We start from the raw sequence: 26074 nt of genomic DNA on the forward strand, positions 1-26074 counted from the left end.
TCGATACAAGCACTCATGAAATTATTGCAGCCGAGCTAAGTTTATCGACGGTTACGGATGGGGAAGTTCTCCCGAACTTACTGAAATAAACACGCCGCAGTATCCTTGAGGTATCTGGTGATGGGGCTTACGACACGAGAGCGTGTCATGCTGCTATTAAGATTAAGCGAGCCGTTGCGCTTATTCCCCCAAGAGAAGGAGCAGCCTTCTGGGAGCGTGGTCACCCTCGCAATCTCGCCGTGGGTTGTCAGAAGTTATACGGCTCGAATAAGTATTGGAAAAAGCGGTATGGATACCATAAACGTTCATTGTCAGAAACAGCGATGTATCGAGTTAAACAGTTGCTAGGAGGACGGTTGAGCTTAAGAAATTACAATGCACAGGTGGGTGAAACTTACGCGATGATAAAAGCGTTGAATAAGCTCACTAGGCTAGGTATGCCTGAAACTTGTCGTATTGACTAAAAAGCATGCAAAACGGGCGGCTCTGTCTCTAAACTGAATTACGCAACAAAGCCACTACAGAATAGTAATGCCAATATCCGAACAACTAGAAAGCGTTTAGAGCACTTGGAAGCGTTGCACAACGAAGCGCCATTACAGGGTAACGGCGAGGCAATGGGGACGGCTTGGGAGCTGTACGAAGAAGAGGGCCGCATTAAGTTTTCATTTGACGGTATTCCAGCCGAAGAGGTGCGCAAAAAATTAAAAAGTAACGGTTTTAAATGGTCACGATACTCTAAAGCGTGGGTGCGTAAACTGACGCCCAACGCGGTCTTTGTGACAAAAAGACTCATTACTTTATTCGATTAAAACCGAATGAGATGCCTCTTAGCCTGGAGGCCTTAGTTTCCTTGGTGATTTCCTTGAACGCTGTGGTCGCGCTAAAAGAAGTTGAGCCAAAGGCTCGACCGCAAGCGGTCGTCTAGCTGGCTCTCAGGAGGACTGTAGGCCCATTGACTCGATGCTTGATTGTATTGCAGTGTATTGATGTCAATTTGTGGTTGCGTGGCTGATAGGGCTTAATTGACGAGTTTTTTATGATGATAGTTTAAAGCGGATTTGAAGCACAGCGTCGTGATAAGGGCTTAACTTGGGCGTTACCCTTCGGGCAAGGCTTTTCGCTTGTATCTTTTATCTATGGCCTAAGAGTGACATCACCCTGGTGAGTCACTGCGTGCCGCCCCAGGATGTGCCTCTCTACAGCCCCTATCTAAAAGGATATCGCTGCAATCCTGAACGCACTCCTCTCACTGCGTTCGCTACGCCTCGTCGTACCTCCTCGTTGCTTTCCCTACCTTTGAATAAGTTCGAGTAAGGCTTGTTTTCTTATGCGCCGATTTCCTTTCACTCGCATCATTTACGGGCTCGCAGGCTGTTAACCGTCTCTCCCCACAACCTGATTTGCAAGGGTAAATGAACGCTGCGCGCCCTTGCAAAGCAGAACGATGGTGAGAGAGCGGACAGCCAAGCGGCTCCGAAAAGTGATACTCAAACAAAAGGAAAATCCTCATGGCGCAACAAAATTCAAACCTAACTCTCTCTAATTCAAATTCAGTGACCAGCGTTTCGCCGCTGGAGCACGAAAGCTCACCAAAAAATGATATCTCTAAGCGTCTGCAACCAGTAGAGCCAAGTCGTGATGTTGCCCTATCAGGATCAACCTCTGTGGAAAATATTGTCGTGATTGCCGCTCATGTAAAAGCAAGAGCCAGGCATTCCAGTGTTTGGCTAGAACTGACGGTTTTATTCCCAGAAACAGAACTCAATAAGCCGTACTGGGGGCAAGGCATCGCGAGAGGTCATGTGATTACTGAAACAAATAAGGTAGGGCTGAATAGTCGTGCTGTCGTCATGGGATGGGTGACAGATAGCCATCAATATATCGAAGTATAAAGACTTGATACCCCTTAGTTATAAAATGGAGACTTAAATAATGAAATATCTCTCACACTATATTCAAGACAAACAAACTCAGGCTTTTAATGATGCTGGGGCGTTCTTTGCTTTTTCTAATCAACAGTTCGATGAGGCAAAAAAAGAGGGCGTGAAATACGCATCACTAGGTATGGGGTTAATTTGCCCAGTTGATAATGCCAAGCAATTAATGACTCGTTTAGATTCCATCGCTCAAGAAGGGATCGCCGAAGATATCAAAGAGAACGGGAAAAAGGCGATCATTCGCCGTGAGTTATTTAATCACGAATGTTTCTACACAAATGATATTTGTGATTGTGTGGAAAAACTCGAAGGCTATGGCATTTCATACGATGAGATTTATGAAGTGTTTAATCACATTCGTAAAAAGGAAGACGTTTATTAAACGTGAAAATTAAAGCGCCTTGATATTTGTTCCATCAAATATCAAGGCATGTTCAAGTCAATTATGGTGAATATTCGAATGAACATTCTGAATGCTACACAAGATAGAGAAGAAACGAAAGCAAAATGTTACGTTTGTACGGCCGTGCCGTTTTCGTTGGGTAAAGTAGTCTATACGCAAGGTATTGAGCAGTTATTAGATAATAATGTCGGTGCTAACTTGTCGATTTATTTGCAGCGTCACCAAAGTGGAGATTGGGGAGAGACTTGCATTGAAGAGAAAATCACCAATGACGAAGCAACCAAAACAGGCGAGAGAGTGATATCGAATTATACGATTTGTGATCAATCGGTTTGGATAATAACTGAACGTGACCGCAGCGTGACCACAATTTTATTACCTTGTGAATATTGATATCTCAATGGGATGGCATAAAATGAGAGTCCTATTATTAGGGCTCTTTTTTATGATGAAACCATTACTTTATATTTCGTTGTTATCGCCGTGTTTCAGTTGGGCTTTTTGCTTTGATGAGGCAGGGCGATTTTATAATGTCGATCCACAGCTTTTAAAATCCATCGCCACGGTAGAAAGTAGCCTAAAGCCGAACGCGTACAATGAAAATAAAAACCAATCCGGTCAAGTCATCAGCCGTGATTTTGGATTGATGCAAATTAATTCCCATTGGTTTGATCGACTATCCGAATTTAATGTGAATGAAAAAAACATCTATCATCCTTGCTTTAATGTTCATCTTGGCGCATGGGTATTAAGTTCTAATTTTTCTAGTCATGGTTATAACTGGAACAGTGTCGGCGCGTATAATGCGGGTTTTTCCAAACGCACTGAGAACGCCAGAAAAATATACATCCAAAAAGTCCAATCGGTTTATTTTAAGATGAACGTTCAATAAAAGACCTTGCACCATAACGGTGCAAGGTCTTTCGCTTTTCTTCTCGCTTTCTTCCTTCAATTTCCAAATCCCCCGCATCCCTCGTTCGTCAGATTCATTCGCCACCTGGTCGGCTTTTGTCTTTCGCTGTCAGTTTTCCCGTCGTTTTGATTAAGGAACTCAGATCATTCGTTCTGAGTTGTTGGTTAGTTGAGTTGGTGACCACACACCACGCTAAATCGTAAACGATTTAAATGATTGTCTGTGATGAATTTAAAACCTATAAAAACAATGACTTATGCTTAATAGTGGAGGCGAAATAGAGCGTGAAAAAATTTTCAAAATCTCAACTAATTAGCCGCTGAAATCCCAGTGTGAAAATATGTAATTACATTGAATTATCATTGGCGCCTTTCTGTGTAAGGGATTGTGGTGATTTCAATCTAAATTCAATGGGATTTAATTAAATTGTTATTTATCCCTTTATCGGTAAGGTTGTAGCGGTTTTTTCAAAACTAAGTACAATGGGTTTACATTGAGAATTTATTGGATTTCATTGAGGCTTAAAGGTGGGCTTCATTGACATTCATTGAGGAGAAAAAGCTAAATTATGTCACGTTCTTACCCTTTACAAAGCTCCCTTCGAGGGAAGCTAGAGCAAGATTTTAAGAAGTTCAGAGACAGAGAAAAGTTAAGTGATGCCGAGGCAACTCGTCAGCTTTTTACCTTGGCGTTGCGTATCAAACTGAATGACAGTGACGATGAGCGGCCGTCGAACCGTGAGTTGATGGAAGAAACGTATCGTAGAGTTAGGCAGGTACAAGGCGTGCTAAATTTAAATTTGGCGCATAGCTTTGATGGGGAGGGGTATTATAAGAATAAAGCGGATTCGATTGAGCAAAGAAAATCCAACACCGCTTTGGTTGATAAAAGCGTCGATGAATATCTTGAAGGCGAAAAAAAAGGGTAGCCATTGGCTACCCTTTTATTATCGCTCTAACTCTCTGTCGATTTCTCTGTCTTCCCACTGACTCTCTTTCTCTGAGTGATTAAATTCCATCTCTTGTTGAGGTGAATATTCTTTTGGCTCAAAGTGGTCGAGTGATTGGCTGTCGGTTTCTTTTTTCTCATTATAGTTGAGGGTGTCTAATTCGCTCTCTTGATGAGAAGTGTGCGCCTCATTTAATTCAATGTTATGTGCGCTGTTATCTCGCTCTAATTTGTTAATGCACGATTTAATGTCCTCTTTAAGATTATCGTCGGACATGAATTGAATGTCTCGTCCATTAAAGTTCTCGACGATTTTCTCAATGTTGTTCGGGTTTAAATCGTGGTTGCCGTGATTTAATACAATAATGATGTTCTGTCTCAGTTCATCGGTGGAGATGTTTTGAATGTCGTTCTTATGATTGACATTGATAATGTCAATCTGCCCTTGAGTTTGGTCTCGAATTAAGAATGAGTTTTCAATTGAGGTACTGATGATGGTGGTATTTAAATTCTCTCCTTGATGGAATTGGGTTAATTGTTTGGACTTTGTGCCTAGGGTTCTTGGGTTAATGTCTAGGGAGGTATCTTTATTTCCTTGAGTGTCTAAATAGGTCACTTCAATGGCTTTGGTTTCGCCTTCTTTATTGTGGATGTTGGTTAGCATTGCAGGGTGAAAGGATTTGTCTTCGGATGAATAGACCGCCGGGTGGAACTTAACCTGGTTATTTTCAATGTTATTGACACCGAGCTTGTTTAAGTACGTTTGGGCCAGTGTGTTATCCATCGGTAAGCTTTGATTGATATAATCTTTAGCCCGTTCTTCAAACTGCGCAATATGCCTAGGTGTGGTGTTGAGTAATTTTTCGTGCTTACTGTTTTCCTCCAATTGATATTTGTCCGGTTCGTTTAGCATCTTGTTCGCTTCATTCATCGCTGCTTTATAGCCCATTTCCTTATGACTCATTATAAGGTTAATCAATGCGCCTTTTTCGCCTGTGGTGTAGTCTTTAAAATACCCACGATGTTCTCCAGTTAGGGTCACTTTAATCGCGGAAGGACCTATGCCAAAGGTTAAGTAATCACGGTCTGATTTAGATTGGTTAGGCTTGCCTAATAACTGAACGGCGAGACTTTCGGTGTATTTGGGTAGTTGCGTATTGATGTGCTCCCTAAATGTGTTGTAGTCAAAGTCACCGCTTTTATTTTGGAATCGGACGTCCTCATGAGGCAGAGCATTACGGTTAAAGTAGGTGGTGTCTTTGGGTGGGATTTGGTTAAGGGTTTTTATTGCACTGGCTTTATGGCTCTCTTTAGAGAGCCAGCTTTTGACCAATTGTTTTGTGTTGTCGGTATAGAGCCGAATGTGCTGACTGGCACGAGTCACATCGATACCGGCGCGTCTTAAGTTGGTCAGTGCGCCTTTGCTTTGTATCGCGCTAATGACGTGTTGATAGGTGGATCCTTGCGCCATGTCTGCGGTTCGACTGTAGGCGTAGTCCCAGTGCCCGTCTTTAAGCGCATTAGGGTTAAGGCTGAGTGTTTGTCCTGTCTTAGATTGAGCGATAACACTGTCTGTATTCGCTTGCGTGATGCGGTACTCCACGTTGGCTTTAATGCCGCGCTCTTTATCGGTAAAACGGGTGATGATTTTATCGCCGGTTGAAAGTGGCTTTTCTGACGTAGAGAACAGGGTGGTGAAACGGTGATCACGGTTACGCGGTAAGAACGGCCTTGTCTTACCTGTACTTGCGTCTTGAAGTGTTACTACGCCATGCTCAGAATCCACGTGAGTGATTGCCGCGTACTCACCGGGCTTGGTGCTCAGTATCAAGCCTTTTTGATACGGCATCATGGTGGTGAGCTCTTCCCCCGTCGCGCCGATTGAGCGTAGCCTCGTTGCGATGACGTTCTCTTTGCCTAACTCACTCTTTTTCATTAAACCGACACGGATGTGTTCGGTGATGGTGTCTCGCTCCTGGTTGGTGTACGCGATAATCAGTGTGTTGTCTCGCGTTTCGGGGGTGCGCTCTAAATAGTCTTTGGCGACCACATAAGGCAGCTTCTCTGTGGCGGTGAGCTGCGCTCTGCGTCGGTCTTTGTCGTTTTCATCCAGCGTAGAAATGACATGCTGGCTGTTGCCCTGGGTGTCAGGGGTTTGCTGCTGGAGTTTGTCTAGGGCGCTGAGCGGCTGTTTATCAATGGTGTTTTGCTGTGCATTGTGCAAGATGTCATTTTGTGGACGTACCATATCGGTCATGTAAGCGGTATCGATGCGACCTTGGCTCATGGCCAGCTCAAAGGGTTTACCGGCACTGAGTGACAATAACTGCTCTTTATCGCCCAATTTGACTGTTTTGGACTGACTGTCATTGACCAGCTTTGTGAACTCATCGGCTTGCTTGTTGCTGACCATGGAGCTTTCATCGAGAAAGAACAAGGTGTGTTGATAGTCACTGGCTTCTCGATTGCCTTGTCGGATGTCAGAAAGCAAACTGTCTAGCGTTTGCGCTTTCACGCCTTTGCTTTCTAGCTCTGCAACCGCGGCGTGCGTGGGCGCAAGACCGATGACGCTTTGCTCTGGCTGCTGGCTGGCTTCTTTGACTAACTGGATAAGTTCAATATTGGATTCAAGCATGGTGGACTTACCTGTACCGGCTAACCCTTGGATGGCCACAAAGCTGTCCTTGGTGGTTGAGATAAGGGTGATGGCGTCCTTTTGCCCTTGGGTTAGGCGAGGCTTGGTATCGAGGAAGTCCTGCACCTGTTTGTGGGTAGCAAAAGGCTGATGTTGGTCTTTACCATCATCGATGTTTTGCAAGATGCGCTTTTCAGTCTCCAGCGCGGCGTGCGTCGTCCAGCGTGTGCCGTCACTGTACTCTGCAGAGAGGGTGTCGCTGCGTTTAGTCAGCTCTGTTTCAACCTGCTCTTTGGTAATAGAGCCTCCGGCTTCTTCAAAGGCGTAACGCACCGCTTCCACCACTAAGGCTTTTTGGCTAAACGCCGCTTCTCGCTCTGAGAGGTGGTTCAGGGCAAAGCTGACCGCTTTTTCGATGAGTGGGGCGTTTTGCGCTTTGGCGAGTGCTGACAGTGCCTGACTGACATCCTGCTTTAGCAAATCTTGGGTGGCGTCGTTTAGGTAGCGGTCGTTGACGTTTTGCGTCTGCAGTACACGCTCAATGGCTGACGGGGAGACCTGCTCTTTTTCAAGTGCGCTTTGGGCTTTGTCTGGTTTGTCGGTGAAGATATCAAGGCGCTCTGTTTTTTCAGTCAGGTCGTTTATCAGGGGCTTAGATAGGGTAAATGCTTTGCCTGACAGTAAAGTATGGGCTTTTGGCTCAATATGGTGGGCGCCGTGAACGTAGTCGTATTGCAGCGGCGCGTCTTTTAGGCTCTCTAAGTTGACGCGCTGCGTTTCCCCTTTGCTCTCAAGCGTGAGGCTTTCTTTGTCAATGTGAGTGACAAGGTAGCTTTGGTTCGCGTCCAAGCCAGCAGGGAAGTGTTTGCCTAGCGTTTGAAGGCGTTCGCCTTGGGCGATATTGAGACTTTGCGGTTTATTGATTTGCATCTTCATGTGCTTAAAGGCGCGACTGGACGGGTCAAAGGTGTGTGATTGTCCATCGCGTTTGCTGAGTGCGGTCATGGTGTTGCTCTCTTTGTCGATACTGGCGATGACAAAACTCTGAGGTTTGTTTTTCTCCCAATGGGTGAGTGTCATGCCTGGTTTGTAGTGTTGAACGAGGGGTTGTTGCGCTTTAGAGAGGTGGTGAGGGGTTTGAGTGAATAGGGTGGTTTCGTGTCTGGCGAGGGCGCCGGTATTTTTGAGCTGGCCCCGTATCGCTTCGGTTAACCGCCGCTGCTCGACGCTGGAAGTGGCAATCACTTGCGTGTTGGCTTTATCGGGGAGGTCGGCGTACACCCGCGCTATCCTATCGGTATCATTGTCATGCAGTTTTACGTTGGTGTTGCTGGCTCGCTTGCCAACCCAAGAATGACTCTCCACATTGCCTTTTTGATACAGCGAGATAGCGTTATTGGCTTTAAATCCCTGACGGCTTGATACGCGATTAAGCATCACCACTTTACTGCTCGATTGTTTGGCTTTAGCGGTGAGGGCCAGCAACTCATTGGCACTCATCTTATTGGCGTCATCGATGAGCAAGATGTCTTTATTGGTCAGCGGCGTATCGCTTTGCAGTAAGCTATGGGTAGTGTGGCGCTGCTCTGGTGAAAAGAGCTGACCGACCCAGGCGCTGAGTGTTTGACTCTTGCGCTGTACGCTCTCCATGCCCTCAGTCTTGGCTTTCACGCTTTGGGAGACCAATTGGACACGCTTACCGCTGTGATTGCCTACATTGAGTAGCTGCTGCGCAATACCCTGTGATGAGCCGTGTACATTGACCACATGGAACTGTTTGGTGGAGTGGTACAGCTCGGTCAGTATACGCTGCTGGTTTTCAGGGATAGCGAGCTTGTTGAGCGTGTTCGATTCAACGTGGGTGCGCATGTGATGCGCACGACCTTGTGTGCTGTCGATAAGCGCTTGTTCGTTATCAATTAAGCCTTTGGTGGTGTATTGCCCTTTTTGACTGAGTCCTATCAAGTCGCCCTGTTTAATCATTGCATCCGCGACTTTTTTGATATCAAGGGCGTTGAGTTGCACGCCGCCTTTGGTGAACTCTGAGGCGGTGAGTTCAATGATTTTTTCAAGGTGTAACGCAGTGCTGTATTGCCCTAGATGGTCAATGGCTCTGCTGATCGCGGCTTGGGTTTCACCGAGTGGCGGGGTATTTTGCGCTTCCTTTACTTGTTGCGCCATGGTGACAAGCTCTGCGGGGTCATACCCTTGCTCTTTTACGGTGCTTTGCCACTGTTTGTTGAGGCTGTCACTGCTCTGGTAGGTTTTGCTTTTACGAGTATCGAGGTTTGCTACGTCTTTCGCCGCGCGCGAGTCAAAGCCTAAATCGAGTGTGCGTTGGTCAATTTGTTGTTTGCGAGTGGACGACGCATCAAGAATAGGCTGAGGGACACCGCTGATTTCGAACTGACCGTTGCCGACGCCTCGCGTGGAATAACCGAGGGTTTCTGCCTCTTTAGCTAATTGGCTCTGGTACAAGATACCGTAGTATTTTTGGAAGTTGTAAATGCGCTCGCCAGTCCCGTTAATCACGCCCCCTTTTTGTTTTAGGCTGGTTGATAAAGCGCGTAAATCTCCTTCTTTATCGCGCGTCATGTTAGCGGCTAGCGCGTGCGAATGCACTTGCATGTCATTTTCACGGCTGGTCTTATGGCGTACGACTGCAAATAGCATCGAATCCGTATTTTCGTATTCTTGAACGCCTTTCTCATGGGTGACTTTGACTTGTGCTACGTCTTTCTCCAGCTCTGTTAAGGCGAACTTCACGGCGTTATTGTGCGCTTCAATGAGGCGGCTATCTCCGCCAATAAGCGCAAGAACGCTGAGGGATTTGGGCGCAGAAAAGGTCAGGTCGAAGCCCGATTTATGATCATCTCGTTTTCCTTTAATGGTTTCACCGCCAAGACTGCCTGAGAGTACCGATTCTAGGGTGGCTTGCTCTACGGGTTTACCCGCCAGTCCCGCTTCGATGGCCAGCTTGCCATGCCAGAAGGTGTTTTCTTCTTGGTCTTTTTCTTTGAGGTAATAGTTATCGCCCGCGTTTTTTTCTAAAGAGACGTCAGGTAGGTCTTTGGGGTTTTCTTCGCTGAGATAATATTTGGCAGCGCCAGAAGCGGATTTTAATGGGCTAATAGAAAGCATGAGTATTTTCCTTATGCAACGCAAATTGCCGCTAGCAGCAAAACTGAGCGGTGAGTGGAGGTTAAGGGGGAAGTGGAATTAAAAGAGGTGTGGTTACAAAATGATCCCAACACAAGCAAAGGAATTGCTAGCGGTTAACGTTCGTTCTTCGTGAATGATGACGCCATTTTCATCAATGTGAATGGATGTAATGCCCGCTTTAAATCGGTCTAACGCTACAATTTCTTCCTTGGTTAAATGCTTGCCATGAGTCAGGCATTCTAGATGGTTAAAGCTGTATTCATCGGCGGCCATCGCTAGTTTCGAAGAATCAGAATGCTTCATGCACTCATTGCCATACAGCCAATCTTGAGCACACTCTATATTTGGCTCTAACTGGTAAGTCATATGGTGGGTGACGCTTGCAAAAGAATGGGACTGGCTTGTCCATTTGTAGCTCACTTGAAAACAATCAACCTCATCGGGAATGACGGCATACCAACCTCGACTTTTGGGGGAGGTCTCTAAATAAACAGACACGTAGCGTTTGTTTGGCCAAAAGCGCTTTGTTTTTGGATTGCCGTTTGGTTTAGCCCAGTCGGGTCCTATAAATTCAAAATGAATGTCTGTTACCTTGTTGCTGGTCAGCTCAGGTGTCAGAAATATTCTAGGCGTAAATTGCAGGTATCGTTCCTTGGGGTATAGAGGCAGATGGATGTCGAGTTGGTGTTTAATGGCCGATTGGATCTCTGAGTGTGCTTGAGTGTAGCATTCTGACCATTCAAGACTTTTTGCCGCCTCAATGGGTGACATGCCCCGGGCATATAAATCGATATAGGGTGTCCAATCTATCTTGATGTATCGGTATGGGATTTTTTTGAGATGCGCTGCAAATGCCTTAAACCATTCTTTCCATTGGTCGTCATATTCGTGGGTCATTTTTCCGTTGAGATAATTAAGACCTTTGCGAGTAAAAGTGACGCACCTTTGATCATCGTTGAGTTCTAGGTAATTTTCTGAAATCAGTTGCTCTAAGATGTCTCTGATTAGCATGCCAGAGTGTGGGTAAACATCCAAAGCGCGCTCTTTTGCTTGAGACTTGCTCAAGCTCATTCGCTTTTCTTTCATGTGCGCTAGATACTGAGTGTTGATAGGGTCTACTTGGTAATTTTTTGTTCTTGGCCACAGCCAATCTAAAAGGTCGCGGGCATAGGCCGTATTCGGTCCTAATTCTAACGTATAGGACGTTGGCGCTTTGGGTAGGGGGGGAAGCTCTTCTTTATTGCCATTCATGGCGTTTAACTCTTCGGTAGTTAAGTTTCTTAGTATGACATGGGTAAAGCCTTCAATATTGTCGATGTGCTCCCCCAAGCTGACTCTGACACTTTGGATGAAAGGAATGATGGATGCTTGGTTAAATAGAATGTTGTGGGTTGGCTCGTGGTGCGTGACTGCTTGCGCTTTTAAGTCGTCCCAGTCGCCATAACCTACCGCTTGAGCGCAAATCGATAACCATGTGTTTTTTTCGGTGGCGTTGCCCTGAATGATTTCAGCGAAGGTAAGTTGATCGAATATAGTGTGTAATTGTTTCTTTAATATCGGTAGATGGTCAGAATTAAAGAGGGTCTTATTTGACATGGTAATTCCTTGATGAATGAACGTAAAAAAGCCTTGCCATTGCAAGGCTTGGAAGAGTGGTTGAGTGATTATTCGAGATGATGAGGCCCTAGGGTGTCGTCTCTATGGGGCGTTACGCTTTTCATCGATTTTCCTTTAATGAATCTCATCAATGATAGGGCTTACGTTATGGTGCACTATAACTAAATATCTAGTCATGACTAAGATTGAGTCAGTGCACTTTTTGACACGCTGGGTGCCAAGTACATGAAAGTCAGGCCTATCGAATTCAATAAACCAAATAACGAGTACTTCATGCTGATGCTCAGGAGTAAAGCGAATACTGCAAAGGTGAGTACGATGTAGTGAGGAGTGTTGGGGCGTTTTTTAACAAAAAAACCACGATGCGCTTCAAACCATACAGTGATAAAAAGCCAGTGGACGCGATGAAAAGTTGCGTCCACTGAAATTGACTCTCGGTGATCTGCATAAAACAAAGTGCAAAAAATAAGAGTGAGACGACCAAGGTCTCGAAGATTAATGTAGACAAACTCGGTAACATAAAAATACCTAATACATTTGGTTTGCAATGACCTATTTCTGTCTTGTGTGGCGATCGACTATTTGATGCGCTATTCAACCATATCGCCCGCTTCCATCTCGATATCTTGAGATATCGCCGACTCGTCGAGCTCTTGATGCGCGCGATCTTGAGGGGCATTGTCTGATTTGAGCTTTTCCGACTCCTTGCTGGCTAACGCTTTGACTGTCTCACTTCGTTGTGCTTGTTGGATTTGGTCGGTTTCCAGCTTCATCTCTTCCGGCGTTTCAAATTGCTTGGCTTGGATTTCTGTGAGTGCGTTACGCTCTTCTTCGTTGAGGAGCATACCTGGGGCGACACACTCAAAGTAAATCGCTTTTTGATACGCTTTGGTCATGGCGGGCGATGGGGTGTAATCACGTTTTATAAAGGCCGGTGTCACATCTCGCATCTTATCAAAGTGCAAATCCAGTCGAGTGATAAAGCTGCTTCCTGGTACGCGAAGGTAACATTGCAAATCATCCATGGCTTGGATTTCACTGCTAGAGATAACCGGTCGTGTCACCGTCTGGTGGCCAATCGATACCCCATCACGCAGTGCATTTGCACCGTAAGAAATGTGCTCTCTTGAGACATCCACCTCTTGCTCACCCAAATCTTTGGATGAGATTTGTGCCATCTGCGCTGATGGGGCGCGAAAGTAAAAGCGAGAGTTGAGTAAATCAAAAATAACGTCCGCGGTATTTTTTCCGTAGGTTTTCACGAGCTGCGCATAAGACTGGAGACCAATCACATAACAGCCCCCAAACTTACGCACTTCGGCAATGATGGTGTCAAGCTCAGGCAGTTTATGCAGACTTGGCATTTCATCCATAATCACCCAGATGCGGCGGTCTTCATCGTCTTTGAGTCCCAAGATAGCGTTAGAAGCAATGGCAAGCCACGTCGAAATCAAAGGACGCAATGAGGCGTGTTGCTGCGCGTTACTCGATAAAAACAAAAAGCCTTTTTGTTTGTCATCTTGTACCCAATCGGTGATAGAAAACGGTTTACGTTTGGGCTCTCCTTTCGTGTCTTTGTCATCCAAGCCATCTAAAAAGCGTAGGCTCTTAATGTAGGTAGCGAGCACCGACTTAATGGAGATGGCCGTCTTTTTGATGTCTTTCGAGACCAGGGAAGCAGACTCTGTGCCTTGCAGGAAATTACCCAGGGTTTCAAGTTCAGACGTGAGTATCAGGCTAAGCAGCCTTGCGGTCGAGCAGGGCTTGTCATCTTGGCTCATGCGATACGCCGCACTTGAAAAGATAGTCCGGGCGGAGTCGACCCAGAATGGGTCACCTTCGCCATGCTGCGGGATAAGGGCGCTGGCGATATTTTCAAAGTCAGGGGCTTCTTTTGCATCGCACCAGACATCCCAATTGGCGCAGCGTTCATCGAAGGGGTTGAGTAAGGTGTCTTGGCTAGGGTCAAAGAACTTACTGGTAAAGGTGCAGCCTTTATCATAAATAATCGCTTTATCCCCACGTTTGCGTATCCAGCGCAGCAGTTTCCGCAGCATGACGGATTTACCGGCCCCTGTGGTGCCGTCAATCAGCATGTGCTGCACTTCAAACTCACGTTTAAATAAGGCCAGCCCATCCACTTTGAAATCAGAAATTCGTCCGTTGCCTACACCCTGTTTCTTGAGTTTCTTTGCCCGTTTTTTCAAATCATTTGTGAGCACTTTGGGTTCGGCGTATTGAAAGCCTCGAACGTGGAAATCTTCACTTTGCTTTTCGCCTTGTCGTTTAAAGAAACTCATGGCGAGCATCAAAATAGCGAAGGCAATACCGATGGCAATTAAGAAGTTGATTTGTATTTGGTGTATCACGTTATCGTAGAGGTCGATGAGTTGGGTGTTTTCCAGTTGGGAGGCGAGCGTACCAACGTAGCGTTTCCCGCTCCAGAACGTCGTGACTTCGCTGTTAAGATCGTGCCCAAAGCTGGCATAGATATGATTGCGCCAGTAGTAGAACACAGACCAAAAGGCGTTATCAGGAGCGCGTAGCCAGGTTAGAACACCAGTGAGTGCTATCACCGACCAAATGGCGGCGTAGACTAAGGTGTTGTTGACTTGAAAGAACATCCGAATGGAGTGAAAAGTAATTTGTCCGCCACGGGTAAAGTGGTTGCCGGACGCGCGTTTAGGTCTAGGCATAGTGGTTCCTTGAGAGTTAAATGCAGTACTTTTTATATAATTACCTGCGTATGCAGATGAGCTGGTTTAGATTGGAGGTCAATTATGTGGACGAAGAAAGGTCATCTAACAGGGCAGAAAAAGTCCTTCAAGCTTGAAGATATCTGGCGAATTCGCACTAGGCTTGAAATCGACCTTGCTCAATCTCGCTATCGATTGCAAGTTACGTTCTTGTGACTTACTTAGAATGAAAGTGAGGGATATCTCTTCTGGTGGTGCGATTCAAGATCGCGTGCTTTACAGCCAGAGGGGTACAGTTTGAGCTCACTTCACGCACTGCACAGCCAACTCTCTGCACCAGACTCTATTTTCCCAAGTCCTCGAAGGCAGGGTAAAGCAATTAGTTGTAGCAGCTACGCCACCATCATTTTCCGCTGGGTAACGGAACTCGGCTACGATCCCTATCTCTATGGTACCCACTCGATGCGCCGTACCAAGGTGACGTTAATTTAGGCGAGAACCAAAAACATTCGCGCTGTGCAACTATTACTTGGCCATGTTAAGTTGGATAATACCATTTGCTATTTAGGCGTAGAAATTGAGGAGGCTCTGAACATCTCTGAGGGGATAGACTCATAGTAAGGTTGGAGTGTTGATTTTAGAAAGGTCATTTTTAATGACCTTGAAATGATTTTTATAAAACAATAGGTTAATAATATTTATTCGTTATTTTTGCCGTATTATCCCCTTTGAGTTTGCCGTATTTCTTCCTGTCATAATAAGGTTGCGTTATATTACGAACACGTATGAAAGTTAGGAGGTTCAAATGACAGCAGTTGATCGCGTTTATCAAAAGATAAAGCGCTCCAGACGCTATGTTTTTGAGCGCAAAGACTTTGATGTAGGTTTCACCCATTCGCCACGAGCCAGATACGGGCTTATTTCTACACCTCGCTCTGTGCTCTAATACTGGCGTAAATTTGATAACCCAACGATTAATAGTGGCCTGATCCACAACGACTCCGCGCTCCAATTGTATCTCTTCAATTTCACGATAACTGAGTTTATAGGCGAGATAATAACGTACGGTTTCGAGAATAACTTCAGAGGGGAAGTGGCAACCTTTAAACATTGAGATTCAGAGTATTAGGTAAAGATTGAGTAAATCTTAACCGACAACGCAAAACTTTGCGACAAAACCCATCATGTCGTACGGACATTGTTTATTTAGATATTCCATGTATTCTACTTAATGACCATCTTGCGGCTTTAAATGTTCCATTTCATTGAATATGTAGTTATTCAATATCACACGTTTGAAAAGTAACTTTCGCGTAACTTCAGGGACATCTACTTCGTTACACACGGATTCAAACTCTTGGGTAATCGTAGAAATTTGAAACCTAATAATTTCTTCTGCTTTTTCAGCCTTAATATTGAAACTTGGTGCTGCTTGCATACAAAGTGATAACAGAGATAAATTAAGATTTTCGAAGATCTTCATTCCATGACTCGCCTCCCCACCTGTACGGTTTTGTGGACAAATATCATAAGCCGGTGACAGGGATATTTTCTCCCCTTCTACAAAGAAAGCATGATTTCGAGCATGGTCATCCGTATTACCGATCAGTACATTAAATACCATCCGTGCAAATAGCTCTTGGCTATCAGAGGTAAAATCGATGCAATACTGCTTCATATTGTTCACTAGGTCTGCGTAAGATGCCTCTCTAGCCCATGTTTCATCTAAGCCTAAAACTGTCAGCCCGGACACCATTGAGCGACGACACCAAACGTCACCAACTAACGCTCTATCAAAGCGTCTTACAAGAAGAACATCTTTTCCTAATACTTTTTCAAAAATAACTTCGGCAACATTGAGTCCTGCTAACTTGGCAAGCCTCATTGCTACGTATTCTGATTGTACAACTTCGTAAGTATCATTTGATGCTGAAAACTTAGCAATATACTTAGCTTCATTACCAGTGATCATCGCTTTCGGGCGAGCACCTCCGAGGGATGTACCATGCATAAGTGCTCTATCCAAATCCGAAGAGATTTCCTTACCTTGACCGACGATTTCAGACGCATTGTATAATTCTTCAAGAGTTGCCGCATCAGTAGAACGATCAAAATACTCAGTGGCCGATTCTTGAAAATCGAGAGAACCGATCCGATCTGAAGCGGAATGCATCAAATACGTCATTTCGCCTAACTCAGCATCGTAGTCTTTGCCCATCAACCGAGAATTAATGACCCTACGTCCCCAAGCATCTGGAGCTGCATCACGCAAGCAAGAGAATATAGGCATACCTTGAACTGGTTCCTTAGTACCAGCAGAAAGCGGTAATTCATTTGAGTAAATTGGTTCTGCATCTGAACGTTTCAAGTAAGACTGACCGTACGTAAAATGTTGGCCAGTTTCATCAATAGTGAGTCTACCTGCTACCACAGGCTCTGATTGTCCTTTAAGCCATTTCCAAACGAAGCATTGATTACTAGAAGTCATCATCTAAAATTACCTTTTTCCTTCTTACTCGATTAGGCAGTAATGCCTCAATTTTCGCATTTGTTTTACGTTTAATAGCAAACTGGTTTTCATCGGGTTCAAATAAAGGAACACCTAATACCCAAGCAGTTTCGAAGTAGAGTCCGATACTTACAGACGGATCACCTTTAAGAATCTTTATCATAGTGGGCTTAGATACCCCAACTCGGGAACAAGTCTCTTCTACAGTGATTTTCTTTTCCTTACGCTGGATTGTAAGCATCGTGGCAAAATGAGTTAGTGCGGCACTAGCAACAGTGCTAACCTGAATGTTACCTCTTCCCATAGTAAATTAACCTTTACCGTAAATATAATAAGGTAAATATTAATTTACCAAAATTTAAATGTCAAAGTAATAGGTTAGAAATAGGGGTATTGCGCACATTTCCCCGAAAAGTTCATTCTCCGTATAAGTGGCCACGCGAATATTGGGGAAATATTGTACACCAATAGTTTAACTAGCTATTTTTAAAGAGAAAAATCAGGGCTATCAGTGCAGATCTTTCTTAGGTTGGTAGCTCTTTCTTTAACTGCGTCTAGGTTGATTTCGGATGGAAAGTACCTTAATACTCTTTGATAACAGTGCTTTCTTTGTTCATTCGTAGCTCTTGGCCAACTGCCGTATCGATAGTCATCAACGATCTTATATGCTGCTGTTTTTCCTTTTCCTGTTTTGATCAGAACCCCAACATCCTCCCATGCCCCCAGAAGAGCCGCCGCCTGAGATTGATGGATCGGGGAGCCAATTCCCTTTAAGAGCCTAGATTTGGGCAGGGGCGTATATATTGCCCAGCAAAGGAGTGTATTAAAAAGTAGCCTATGAGCAAGCGTATGTGGAAGCATTGCTTGATTGGGTGCCCTTTCTTTATCTGCCGGAATAATCGGGTATGAGAGTTCACCTGACCAGTCCGACGAGGTACTCCACCAAAGTGAGCTGCACGGCAGGGGCTCCCTAGAGCCATACCTAACCATTTTATTTTTCGGACGTATGCTGAACCAACTTCTCGTAATCAATGGAGTGGCATTCGCCAAGGTTCTCGTAGCACCACTGCCGATTCTTGCTGGTATTTGCTTTTTTGCCAAGCCACCAAGAAACATCGATTCCTGCACGTCGATAGTCATTCGTTCTTTCCTCTAACTCTTCAGGCGTGATTGCACTTAACTGGACTTCGTGGGCCACAACCCAGCCATTGGGGAAGATGAAAGCCACGTCAATGATCCTTTTGATTGAGTCAACAGGACACTCAATCTGCACTTTTGCACTTTGGTACTCTTTCAGATCTTTGGCTAAGTCTGTAGCCAGTAGCTCTTTAAAGTACAGGTGTTCTGGGCTCTCTGGGTGATGCTTATATTCACTCTTGCATTCATTGGACAGGTGCATAAAGTGAATTTTCGGGACACTGGAGTGCGAGTTTCCCCGAATGACCATTTCTTCTTTACAGTAGCGGCAGATTATCTGCCCCCTCTTGAATGACTCTCTCGGGGAGTCACAATCCAGAATGTTTATCCGCCTGTTGTTTTCAGTGTCGTGTCCGATGAATGGCATATCCTACTTACTCCGCAGTGCATTCTGGGGTTAAGACTTCTGGTATGGGTAGTGCCGCAGCCAAGCAATCAGATATATCGAGAACACTCTTTGCTCGTGTTGCCGCTACATACAGTAAGCGGCCTTCTTCTTCACTGTATTTACTGTGCCCCTGGCCTCTGAAATCGTCCGCTAGCCTGACAATATTCCACTCCCTTCCTTTCGCTTGGTGCGCAGTCGTCACTACGATATCTGCGTGTGCTTCTTTGATTGACTGCACCCGGTACAGGAGATCTAGGAGCAAAGGAATAGAGTACTGCTCTACGAGATTTACCATTGTCCTTAGGTGGACACCCTCATCTGTCTTGGAGAAATTGACAACCTCAAACCAATCCTTGAATGGAATGAAGTCGGGATGCTTTGAACGCCGACCGTCGAAGAGTTTCTGTGCCTCTTTAAGGTCACTACTCAAGGCTCGTACATCTGCGTTGACAGCTACTTTCTTCTTCTCGATATAGGTTTGGTATGCTACCTCGGCGATAACTGCAAAATTCGACCGACAAATAATTGCATCAGGTTCAAACTCATCAGAAAGAGCGGACTTTATTCCCGGAAAACCTTTTATATCGGTATTGTCTCCGAAATGAACGCTGAGAAGGCTGTTGCAATACTTCGCAATCTCTTCACCGTACCTGTAGGACTGCGTTAGAGAGCAACGGGTCTCAATATCAATGGACTCTAGTGCATTATGGGCTCCTCTGAATCCATAAATTTGCTGATATTTATCGCCCACCCAAATCTGCTGTAAATGAGACTGCTTGGATAGCAAATCGATGACAACGAGGTTTTGATCCTGAGCTTCATCTATAAGGATATAGTCGTACTTCAGCTGAGGCTCTTTCAGTGCCCAAAGTTTCAGGTATACAGAAGGGGTGATAGGGAGGTCGCAGGCAGAATTGTTGAGAAGTTCCCACACTGAATTTACAAAGTACAACAGGGTTTCTCTGAATTCATCGACAAGCTCTGCAGCTACACCTACTAAATTAATGCTGTTCAGGTGTTGGTGTGTGATTTCTGTATCGGCAGAGTGGCAGTATGCTTCTATTCCCGAAAGAATCATGCTGCATACACGGATAGGCGGAACACCGAATAAATCTGGGCTGCCTTTTAATATCTTATCGCACAATATCGATGCATTAAGGAATTGCTTCATACGGCCAGCCCTCGCGTACTTCACACCAACATCTCTGTATGCAAACGAGTGAATGGTTCTACAATCAACGCTCTCAGGAAATGCAGTTGTAGCATCGTCAACAATCTTTCTGTTGAAAGCGAGATAAAGACCTTTCTTATCAGATAACGGCTTGGATGCCAGTGCGCGTAGCGTGAAAGTTTTGCCGGTTCCGGCAAACGCATTTATTATAAGGCTTTGGCCTAATGATGCTTTATCCAGGATGTACCACTGTTCCTCAGTGAGTGTCTTTCCATCAAACGAAGGAAGAAATTGTTGAGACATAATGCTCCTAGCATGGGCGATAATGTGAGTTAATAGAACTATCGAGTGGTTTAGCGCTTCTCTCGGGTATGCCAGATACGAAGCACATACAGGGTATATTCCTGTATTTCATACCGCATTTCATAGTTGCCAACCAAAAGTTTACGGACTTCTCTGGACTCAAAAGCATCGAGCCTCTCTCCCAACCTTGGCTGATCTGACAAAACATCCGGAGCGCTGGTCAATGAACGTACGATTTTTACTGCCGCAATGTCATCAGCGGAAACGAGGAACTCATAGAGCCGGCTTAAATCGGAGAGGGCTTTACTGGTCCATTTTATTTCCATTACCTTGGCACGTCCTTTGTAGATTCACTTCCCAGACTTTCAGCCCAAGCCTGGACTGACCGATGGTCAATAACTCGACCATTATCAACATCAGCTAACGCTTCAATCGTTAGTTTATATCGTTCTTCTTCCATGACGATCCAATCAGCTAGAGCCTGCTTAACAATCCAAGCTTTAGAACGTTCGAGACGTTGCGCTAACTCATCAACTTTATCAGCTAGCTGTAAAGGAACATGCGCAGTAACAACCTTTGTATTCATGATGCATTCCTAATCAATGTGATTTAAAGTTAATCATAATAAATCTTCTTGTGGTTCACAACCCTAGTCAATATGAGGTATACCCTATATTGACGTCAGGCGAGTTATAGAAAGTGTGTCAAAATAGGGTGTGTTTTCACAAACATTGACAACGAACTATAAACGTCTATAACCCTATCTTGACACTTTATGGGAGAAACGTAATGAAAGGACAGAAAATTGGATATATCCGGGTAAGCTCATTTGACCAGAACCCAGATCGTCAGCTTGACGGTATTGCCACAGACAGAACTTTTATCGATAAGGCATCGGGAAAGAATATCGATAGGCCTCAGCTCGAAGAAATGCTCCAGTTTGCGCGAGAAGGCGATACCATCATAATCCATAGCATGGATCGCCTTGCAAGAAATCTTGATGACCTTCGTACTCTCGTCAGAAACCTGACATCGAAGGGCGTCGATATCCAGTTCTGCAAAGAGAAACTTACATTTACTAATAATGATTCTCCGATGTCCCAGCTTTTGCTCTCAGTTATGGGGGCATTTGCGGAATTTGAGCGATCCCTTCTTAAGGAGCGGCAGAGAGAAGGGATAGAGATTGCTAAAAGAAAGGGAAAATACCGGGGAAGAAAGCGTGCACTTGATGAAACACAGATTAAAGATCTCAAAGCAAGGGCGAATGCCGGAGAAGTTAGAACCAACCTAGCGAAAGAGTACGGTATCAGCCGCGAAACCCTCTATAGCTACCTGAGGAAGTAAGATTGTCGCCAGACTTGGAGAGACTGAAACTCGTATCCTGCTTCTTGGCATTGAAATGAGAAACTATATTAAAGGTAACAAGCATACATGATTGGAAGTACAGGCAAGAGGATACAACTCCTGACGGACGACGAAATTAAGAACTCTATCGGCTGCCGGTCTTCAATCAAACTGAACGGGAAGAGTATTTCTCTCTGGATGACAGCCTACTCGATATTGTTAACGGGTTACTCAAAACCGAAACCAAAATATACATGATTCTCCTTATCGGGTATTTCAGGGCAAAGCCGGTGATACCTCACTTTCAGCTATGTGATACAGAAGAAGATACACGGTACATCTGCGACACCTTCAAACTCGACATACCAAGGTGGGATTGGAGTGTTTCCAAGGGAGCTAGGGCAAATATGGTATCACAAACGCTCTCTGCTCTCGGGTTTAGTCAACTAAAACAAGAACAAAGCCGTCGCCTGTCCATTCGGCTAGCTGATGTGGCCACCATCAGCACGGAGCCTAAATATATCCTTGATGAATGCTTGGCCTTTCTCGGTCAGAACCGCATCGCCTTGCCTGGCTACAGTACCCTTCAAGATCTTGTTACTGCGACACTGACTGCAGAAAGAAACCGTACTGCTCAAATATTGTCAGAAAGAATGTCGGCGACAACTCAGGAAAAACTCAGCCATATATTGAATGACAAAGGAGTGTTAAATGGTCTGTCAGGGTTCAAGGGAACTGCACGGGATTTCAGTCCATCGGAATTAGAACGCGAACTGAGCACAATGCAGCTCCTTCGAACGGTTTATCCAGAGGTGAAACAGTTGTTGTCTGAACTCGGTCTGTCTCGAGGAAATATGATTTATTACACGTCCCTCATCCGCTCAGGTTCAACTTTTCAACTACGACGATCTCCAAAATGGCAGGGACTGCTCTATCTTTCCTGTTATATCTTCTACCGTTATAGGGAAGCAAATGATCGGCTGGTGTCGAGCTTCAATTACCTAGTTAGAAAGCACCATGAGTCTCGGATAGAATCAGCAAGATCGCGTGTTGCCAAAGAGCTAGACATCATTCAGGACACGCTTAAATCGGCTGGAAACATACTCAGGTACTTTACCGATGACAATATTAGTGACAACACTACGTTTGGTGAACTAAGAAAAACTGCATTTTCAACTATGTCTCCGGAAGACATATTGTTGGTCAGCACCCATCTGGTTGATGGCCGCTTTAATCGGGCAGAATATCAATGGCAATACACTGATAGCCAGTCACGTAAAACAGCGGGCAGCCTGAGGAAGTTATTTCTTGCTCTCGACATTGAATGTGAGGCTGGCCAGCCAGCGTTGAGGGCACAAATTTCAAATGCCAGAGAAGAGCTACTTACCAACAAGAAACTGACGTCGATGGATCTCAGGCTAGTCACGCATAGTGATTTGAAACATCTCGTTACTGACGGAGATACTAACCGCGTCAGGTTTGAATTTTACCTCTACCGTAAAATTTCAGGAATGATAGACACTGGTAAGGTGTATGTCAGTGAGAGTGAACGTAACAAACGACTTGAGGACGATCTCATCCCTTTAGATGTATGGAAGAAGGACAAAGCATCTCTGATAGAGAAAACAGGCCTAGAACGACTATCCAATTCGATTGAACATACTCTGGCAGAACTTGATAATCGCTTTGTTGAAAAGCTAGGAAAGGTCACCGCCAACATTAACGCAGATGCCAACGACTTTGTCCGAGTTCAGCCCCGATCTAGCCGCCTTGCTTGGAGCTTGGCAAACCGACGTTGGAAAACACCCCTGGACAATCCCGTATACAGTCAGGTTCAGCATATGGGAATAATTGACATCATGAATTATGTCAGCAGAAAAACTGGCTATCTTGAGGCATTCGAGAGTCTCTCATTGAGAAAAAGAAACACTGAAGCACGAAGTCACGACTTGATTGCTTGTATCTTTGGGAACGGTGCAAACTACGGCCTGCACCGTCTTGCCACCTCATCAGACAGAAGTATCGGTATTCTTCGCTCTGTTAATGACAGTTACATTAGACCGGAAACAACTGGGGCTGCTAATGATTTGATTTCGAATGCCCTCGCTAGGCTTCCCATTTTTCGCCATTACACCATTAATGAATCCGCCCCATTTGGCAGTATTGATGGCCAGAAACATGCTTGCCGTATTAATACGTTCAAAGCCAGGTACTCAGCAAAGTATTTCCAGAAAGGTAAAGGGGTTTCGGCTATGACGTTAGTGTCAAACCATGTGCCTTTAAATACGACAGTGATATCGGCTAATGAATATGAAGGACACTACGCATTTGATCTGTTGTATAACAACAGCAGTGACATTCAGCCAAAATCTCTGGCGACAGATAACCACGGTACCAATAATGTGAACTTCGCTGTTCTAGATATTTTCGGTTATCAGTTTTCACCTCGATACGCCAAATTCAAGCATGCTTTTGAAAACGTGTTTGAGGTCAATATAGATGGGGATCTTGAGATCAAGATTAAAAAACCAATTCGCATAAAGTTAATTAAAGAAGAGTGGGAGCGGATCCAACATATCATTTGCTCTCTGAGCCGGAAGTCAACGGAACAACACGTCATCATTCGTAAGCTGTCAAACAGTAAGCGAGGTAGCCGGACACTCGCCGCTCTGCGAGAATATGACCGCTTGATTAAGTGCCTTTACATGCTTGATTATATTGATAGAAAGGATTTGAGGCAGTTTGTCCAACAAGCGCTGAACCGGGGTGAAGCCTATCATCAGCTTCGCCGTGCAATAGGAAACCTTAACGGAGATCAGTTACGGGGTGGAAATGATTATCAGGTTGAGCAATGGAACGACTGTGCCCGTCTGATTGCCAATTGCATAATTTACCACAATTCAGCATTGCTATCTGCCCTTGTAGAACGTTTCGAGAAGCAAAAAAATGATGATGCTATCGATCTCCTAGCAAATATTTCACCAGTAGCCTGGGGGCATATTCAATTGACGGGACACTACGTCTTTGAAGAAAAAGAAGACATGCTGAACTTGGAAAGTATGATCGAAAGCGTCCACCCAATTACCTCAGACGCTGAGTTAGGTGATATTACTTCTGTGACTTAACTTAGCCATAAAATGAAGAATGAACTTTTCGGGGAAATGTGCGCAATACCCCAAATAATTATAGTAAAAACTATTTTACTATAAAAATCTTAAAGTGAATTGTAGTTTACAATAAAACAGTCATTGAAATGACTGCAATGAAAAACAGAGATCCTGTCTGAACTCTCTATTTAGTTATTGCTTTACCACACTTTGGTCGAGTAGACGACACCTGAGAAGCTTTTGGACAAAACCTTCCAATTACAGTCAACGATGCGAAATATTTATGCATTTAATACAGGAGTGCATTCATTGTTAATGCAGCACCTTTCATTCTATTAAACAGCTACAAACTCAAGCTTGCTCTCATTATTGTTCAGTGTACAATATAGAATTGCACACTGAACAATAGAGTAAAATCATGAATGCCAATACGATAGCAAACAAATACCTTGAAGCACTTGAAGAAGCAAACATTGAAAAAGTACTATCGCTTTTCACGCCAGATGCGTTGGTGAGTTCACCACTTTACGGTGAACGTAAGGCAGCAGACTTTTATCCTGAATTGTTTGAAGATACGAGCAGTTCAAAGCTAACCTTGAAGGGCGTAATGGAAGGGAAATCAACTCGTGACTGTACAGATTTGATATCTATCTGGTTCTACTTTGACTGGACACTTGCCAATGGTGAACCTGCACCTTTTAATGTTGTCGATGTGTTAGAAGTCGACAAAGGTAGCCGCTTGATTACCAAATTAAATATTGTTTACGATACTTTTAACATTAGAAGTTCGTTCAATCTGTCTAAAAAGCAGACCTCCCTTTAGCAAGTACTTTATAGATAGCGGTACCTTTATGAAAAGAAAAGCAAATACAACACCTCTCTCTAAGGAAATTATAATCGAGGTAGCACTGAATCTTATTGCGGAGAAAGGAATCGATACGTTTAGTATTCGAGACGTAGCTAAACGGTTAGATACCTATCCAACAGCTATCTATTGGTATTTTAAAAACAAAAACACACTGTTAGGTGAAATTGCAAATACAGTGATGTCTAGTGTCACACCTAACTACGGTAACCTGGATTGGCACGTCTGGTTGACCCTGTTATTCCAAAACTACAGAGGTGCAGTAAAACACCATCCCCACATCGCAGATTTGATAGGAGGGCGACTTCTGGCAAATGCGTATCAAGATCCTAGATTGCTAGATGGAATTATAGCTGCTCTTTTGGATGCAAATTGTCCGCCGTCTCATATAGTCCCTATGTACAACACAGTAATTGCATCAATGTGTGGTTTCGTAACCATGGAGTTCGGTCATTTACCGCTAGATAATGCGGATGAATGGGAAGCTAAGTTAAGAGGGGAGGCTAAGAAGGTAGAAAATAGTGAGTATCCAAACTTAACTCGTTTTCTACCTCAAATGATGAATGCTTCTTTCATTTTACGCTGGCAAAATGGCTATGACAAACCGATGGATGAGAGTTTTAATAGGTATGTTGATGTTTTTATAGATGGTTTGAAACACCAGATTAACGCACTAAACGAGATGCCATAGCAGGAATTTTATACCTTATGGTAACGTTAATTTCAGAAAGTATTGTGCTTAACTATGCACCTCATGAAGCCAATAAGACACTTTTGAGTTAGAAAGTGCCACGAGTCAAAATTCAGGTCTATGAAGCCTCTGTCGGATAGGCGACACCTGTTACCAGATGCCGCCCTCCTAAGAACCGTACGTGC

At 44.5% G+C, this 26074-nt stretch carries 19 protein-coding genes and 4 pseudogenes; 13 read left to right on the plus strand and 10 right to left on the minus strand.

From position 1 onward, the window contains the following. From AB6D07_RS20085 to AB6D07_RS20115, 7 genes and pseudogenes are all read left to right on the plus strand, one after another. Positions 1–464, plus strand: a pseudogene (locus tag AB6D07_RS20085) (IS5 family transposase); the annotation flags it as partial. A 105-nt stretch (positions 465–569) separates the two neighbouring features. Next, entirely contained in the window at positions 570–812 is a 243-nt protein-coding gene (locus AB6D07_RS20090) for a hypothetical protein (RefSeq protein ID WP_371705195.1), read from the plus strand. 699 nt (positions 813–1511) lie between these two features. Continuing rightward, the gene (locus AB6D07_RS20095) at positions 1512–1895 is read left to right on the plus strand and encodes a hypothetical protein (protein WP_076648261.1); all 384 of its coding nucleotides are present in this window, start codon (positions 1512–1514) and stop codon (positions 1893–1895) included. A gap of 40 nt (positions 1896–1935) precedes the next feature. Continuing rightward, positions 1936–2322 carry a hypothetical protein gene (locus tag AB6D07_RS20100; RefSeq protein WP_102308722.1) on the plus strand — a complete coding sequence of 129 codons (387 nt, stop codon included), beginning with the start codon at positions 1936–1938 and terminating at the stop codon, positions 2320–2322. Positions 2323–2400: 78 nt separating this feature from the next. Continuing rightward, a complete protein-coding gene (locus AB6D07_RS20105) occupies positions 2401–2736 on the plus strand; it encodes a type I restriction endonuclease subunit M (RefSeq protein ID WP_372065680.1) in 336 nt (111 codons plus the stop codon). Between the two features lie 52 nt (positions 2737–2788). Next, positions 2789–3235, plus strand: coding sequence for a lytic transglycosylase domain-containing protein (locus AB6D07_RS20110; protein WP_372065677.1), 447 nt, complete (start codon positions 2789–2791; stop codon positions 3233–3235). Positions 3236–3824: 589 nt separating this feature from the next. Continuing rightward, positions 3825–4184 carry a hypothetical protein gene (locus AB6D07_RS20115; RefSeq protein WP_016790675.1) on the plus strand — a complete coding sequence of 120 codons (360 nt, stop codon included), beginning with the start codon at positions 3825–3827 and terminating at the stop codon, positions 4182–4184. A gap of 18 nt (positions 4185–4202) precedes the next feature. Here AB6D07_RS20115 and traI read toward each other — a convergent pair whose 3' ends face one another. The 3 genes from traI to traD form a co-directional block, all read right to left on the minus strand. Then, the gene (traI, locus tag AB6D07_RS20120) at positions 4203–9980 is read right to left on the minus strand and encodes a conjugative transfer relaxase/helicase TraI (protein ID WP_372091663.1); all 5778 of its coding nucleotides are present in this window, start codon (positions 9978–9980) and stop codon (positions 4203–4205) included. Between the two features lie 93 nt (positions 9981–10073). Beyond that, positions 10074–11597 carry a hypothetical protein gene (locus AB6D07_RS20125; protein ID WP_017096751.1) on the minus strand — a complete coding sequence of 508 codons (1524 nt, stop codon included), beginning with the start codon at positions 11595–11597 and terminating at the stop codon, positions 10074–10076. Positions 11598–12208: 611 nt separating this feature from the next. Next, positions 12209–14314, minus strand: coding sequence for a type IV conjugative transfer system coupling protein TraD (gene traD, locus AB6D07_RS20130; RefSeq protein ID WP_102258447.1), 2106 nt, complete (start codon positions 14312–14314; stop codon positions 12209–12211). A gap of 84 nt (positions 14315–14398) precedes the next feature. On the opposite strand from traD, the pseudogene AB6D07_RS20135 reads away from it, so the two are divergent. Both AB6D07_RS20135 and AB6D07_RS20140 read left to right on the plus strand, forming a co-directional pair. Further along, positions 14399–14932: pseudogene (locus tag AB6D07_RS20135) on the plus strand (integrase). 187 nt (positions 14933–15119) lie between these two features. Beyond that, a pseudogene (locus AB6D07_RS20140) lies at positions 15120–15194 on the plus strand (S-adenosylhomocysteine hydrolase); the annotation flags it as partial. Here the strand turns inward: AB6D07_RS20140 and AB6D07_RS20145 are convergent. The 7 genes and pseudogenes from AB6D07_RS20145 to AB6D07_RS20175 form a co-directional block, all read right to left on the minus strand. Further along, positions 15186–15425 (minus strand): annotated as a pseudogene (locus tag AB6D07_RS20145) (IS6 family transposase); the annotation flags it as partial. The pseudogenes AB6D07_RS20140 and AB6D07_RS20145 sit on opposite strands and share 9 nt — an antisense overlap. Before the next feature lie 117 nt (positions 15426–15542). Continuing rightward, positions 15543–16805, minus strand: a complete 1263-nt coding sequence (locus AB6D07_RS20150) for a type II toxin-antitoxin system HipA family toxin (protein ID WP_017100094.1) — start codon at positions 16803–16805, stop codon at positions 15543–15545. After that, entirely contained in the window at positions 16792–17127 is a 336-nt protein-coding gene (locus AB6D07_RS20155; RefSeq protein WP_017100095.1) for a helix-turn-helix transcriptional regulator, read from the minus strand. The genes AB6D07_RS20150 and AB6D07_RS20155 overlap by 14 nt, the downstream gene beginning before the upstream one ends. A gap of 687 nt (positions 17128–17814) precedes the next feature. Further along, positions 17815–18387, minus strand: a complete 573-nt coding sequence (locus AB6D07_RS20160) for a competence protein CoiA (protein WP_017103713.1) — start codon at positions 18385–18387, stop codon at positions 17815–17817. A gap of 7 nt (positions 18388–18394) precedes the next feature. After that, a complete protein-coding gene (locus AB6D07_RS20165; RefSeq protein ID WP_372032785.1) occupies positions 18395–19882 on the minus strand; it encodes a UvrD-helicase domain-containing protein in 1488 nt (495 codons plus the stop codon). A gap of 50 nt (positions 19883–19932) precedes the next feature. Further along, entirely contained in the window at positions 19933–20208 is a 276-nt protein-coding gene (locus AB6D07_RS20170) for a type II toxin-antitoxin system RelE/ParE family toxin (RefSeq protein ID WP_017103711.1), read from the minus strand. Next, positions 20208–20468, minus strand: coding sequence for a CopG family ribbon-helix-helix protein (locus AB6D07_RS20175; RefSeq protein ID WP_017103710.1), 261 nt, complete (start codon positions 20466–20468; stop codon positions 20208–20210). Before AB6D07_RS20175 ends, AB6D07_RS20170 begins: the two co-directional genes overlap by 1 nt. Positions 20469–20671: 203 nt before the next feature. Between AB6D07_RS20175 and AB6D07_RS20180 the strand changes: the two genes are divergently transcribed. The 4 genes from AB6D07_RS20180 to AB6D07_RS20195 all read left to right on the plus strand — a co-directional run bounded on the left by AB6D07_RS20180 (position 20672) and on the right by AB6D07_RS20195 (position 25889). Next, positions 20672–21226: a recombinase family protein gene (locus AB6D07_RS20180; protein ID WP_017103709.1), complete on the plus strand. Its 555-nt coding sequence runs from the start codon at positions 20672–20674 to the stop codon at positions 21224–21226. 194 nt (positions 21227–21420) lie between these two features. Then, positions 21421–24351, plus strand: a complete 2931-nt coding sequence (locus AB6D07_RS20185; RefSeq protein ID WP_372032791.1) for a Tn3 family transposase — start codon at positions 21421–21423, stop codon at positions 24349–24351. Between the two features lie 400 nt (positions 24352–24751). Continuing rightward, a complete protein-coding gene (locus AB6D07_RS20190) occupies positions 24752–25156 on the plus strand; it encodes a nuclear transport factor 2 family protein (RefSeq protein ID WP_017100096.1) in 405 nt (134 codons plus the stop codon). Between the two features lie 28 nt (positions 25157–25184). After that, positions 25185–25889 (plus strand): TetR/AcrR family transcriptional regulator, encoded by a 705-nt coding sequence (locus AB6D07_RS20195; RefSeq protein WP_017103707.1) that lies wholly within the window; start codon positions 25185–25187, stop codon positions 25887–25889. Positions 25890–26074 lie beyond the last annotated feature (185 nt).

The sequence above is a fragment of the Vibrio sp. 10N.239.312.C11 genome, from assembly GCF_041466065.1.
In the GTDB taxonomy this organism is placed as follows: Bacteria; Pseudomonadota; Gammaproteobacteria; order Enterobacterales; family Vibrionaceae; genus Vibrio; species Vibrio tasmaniensis_A.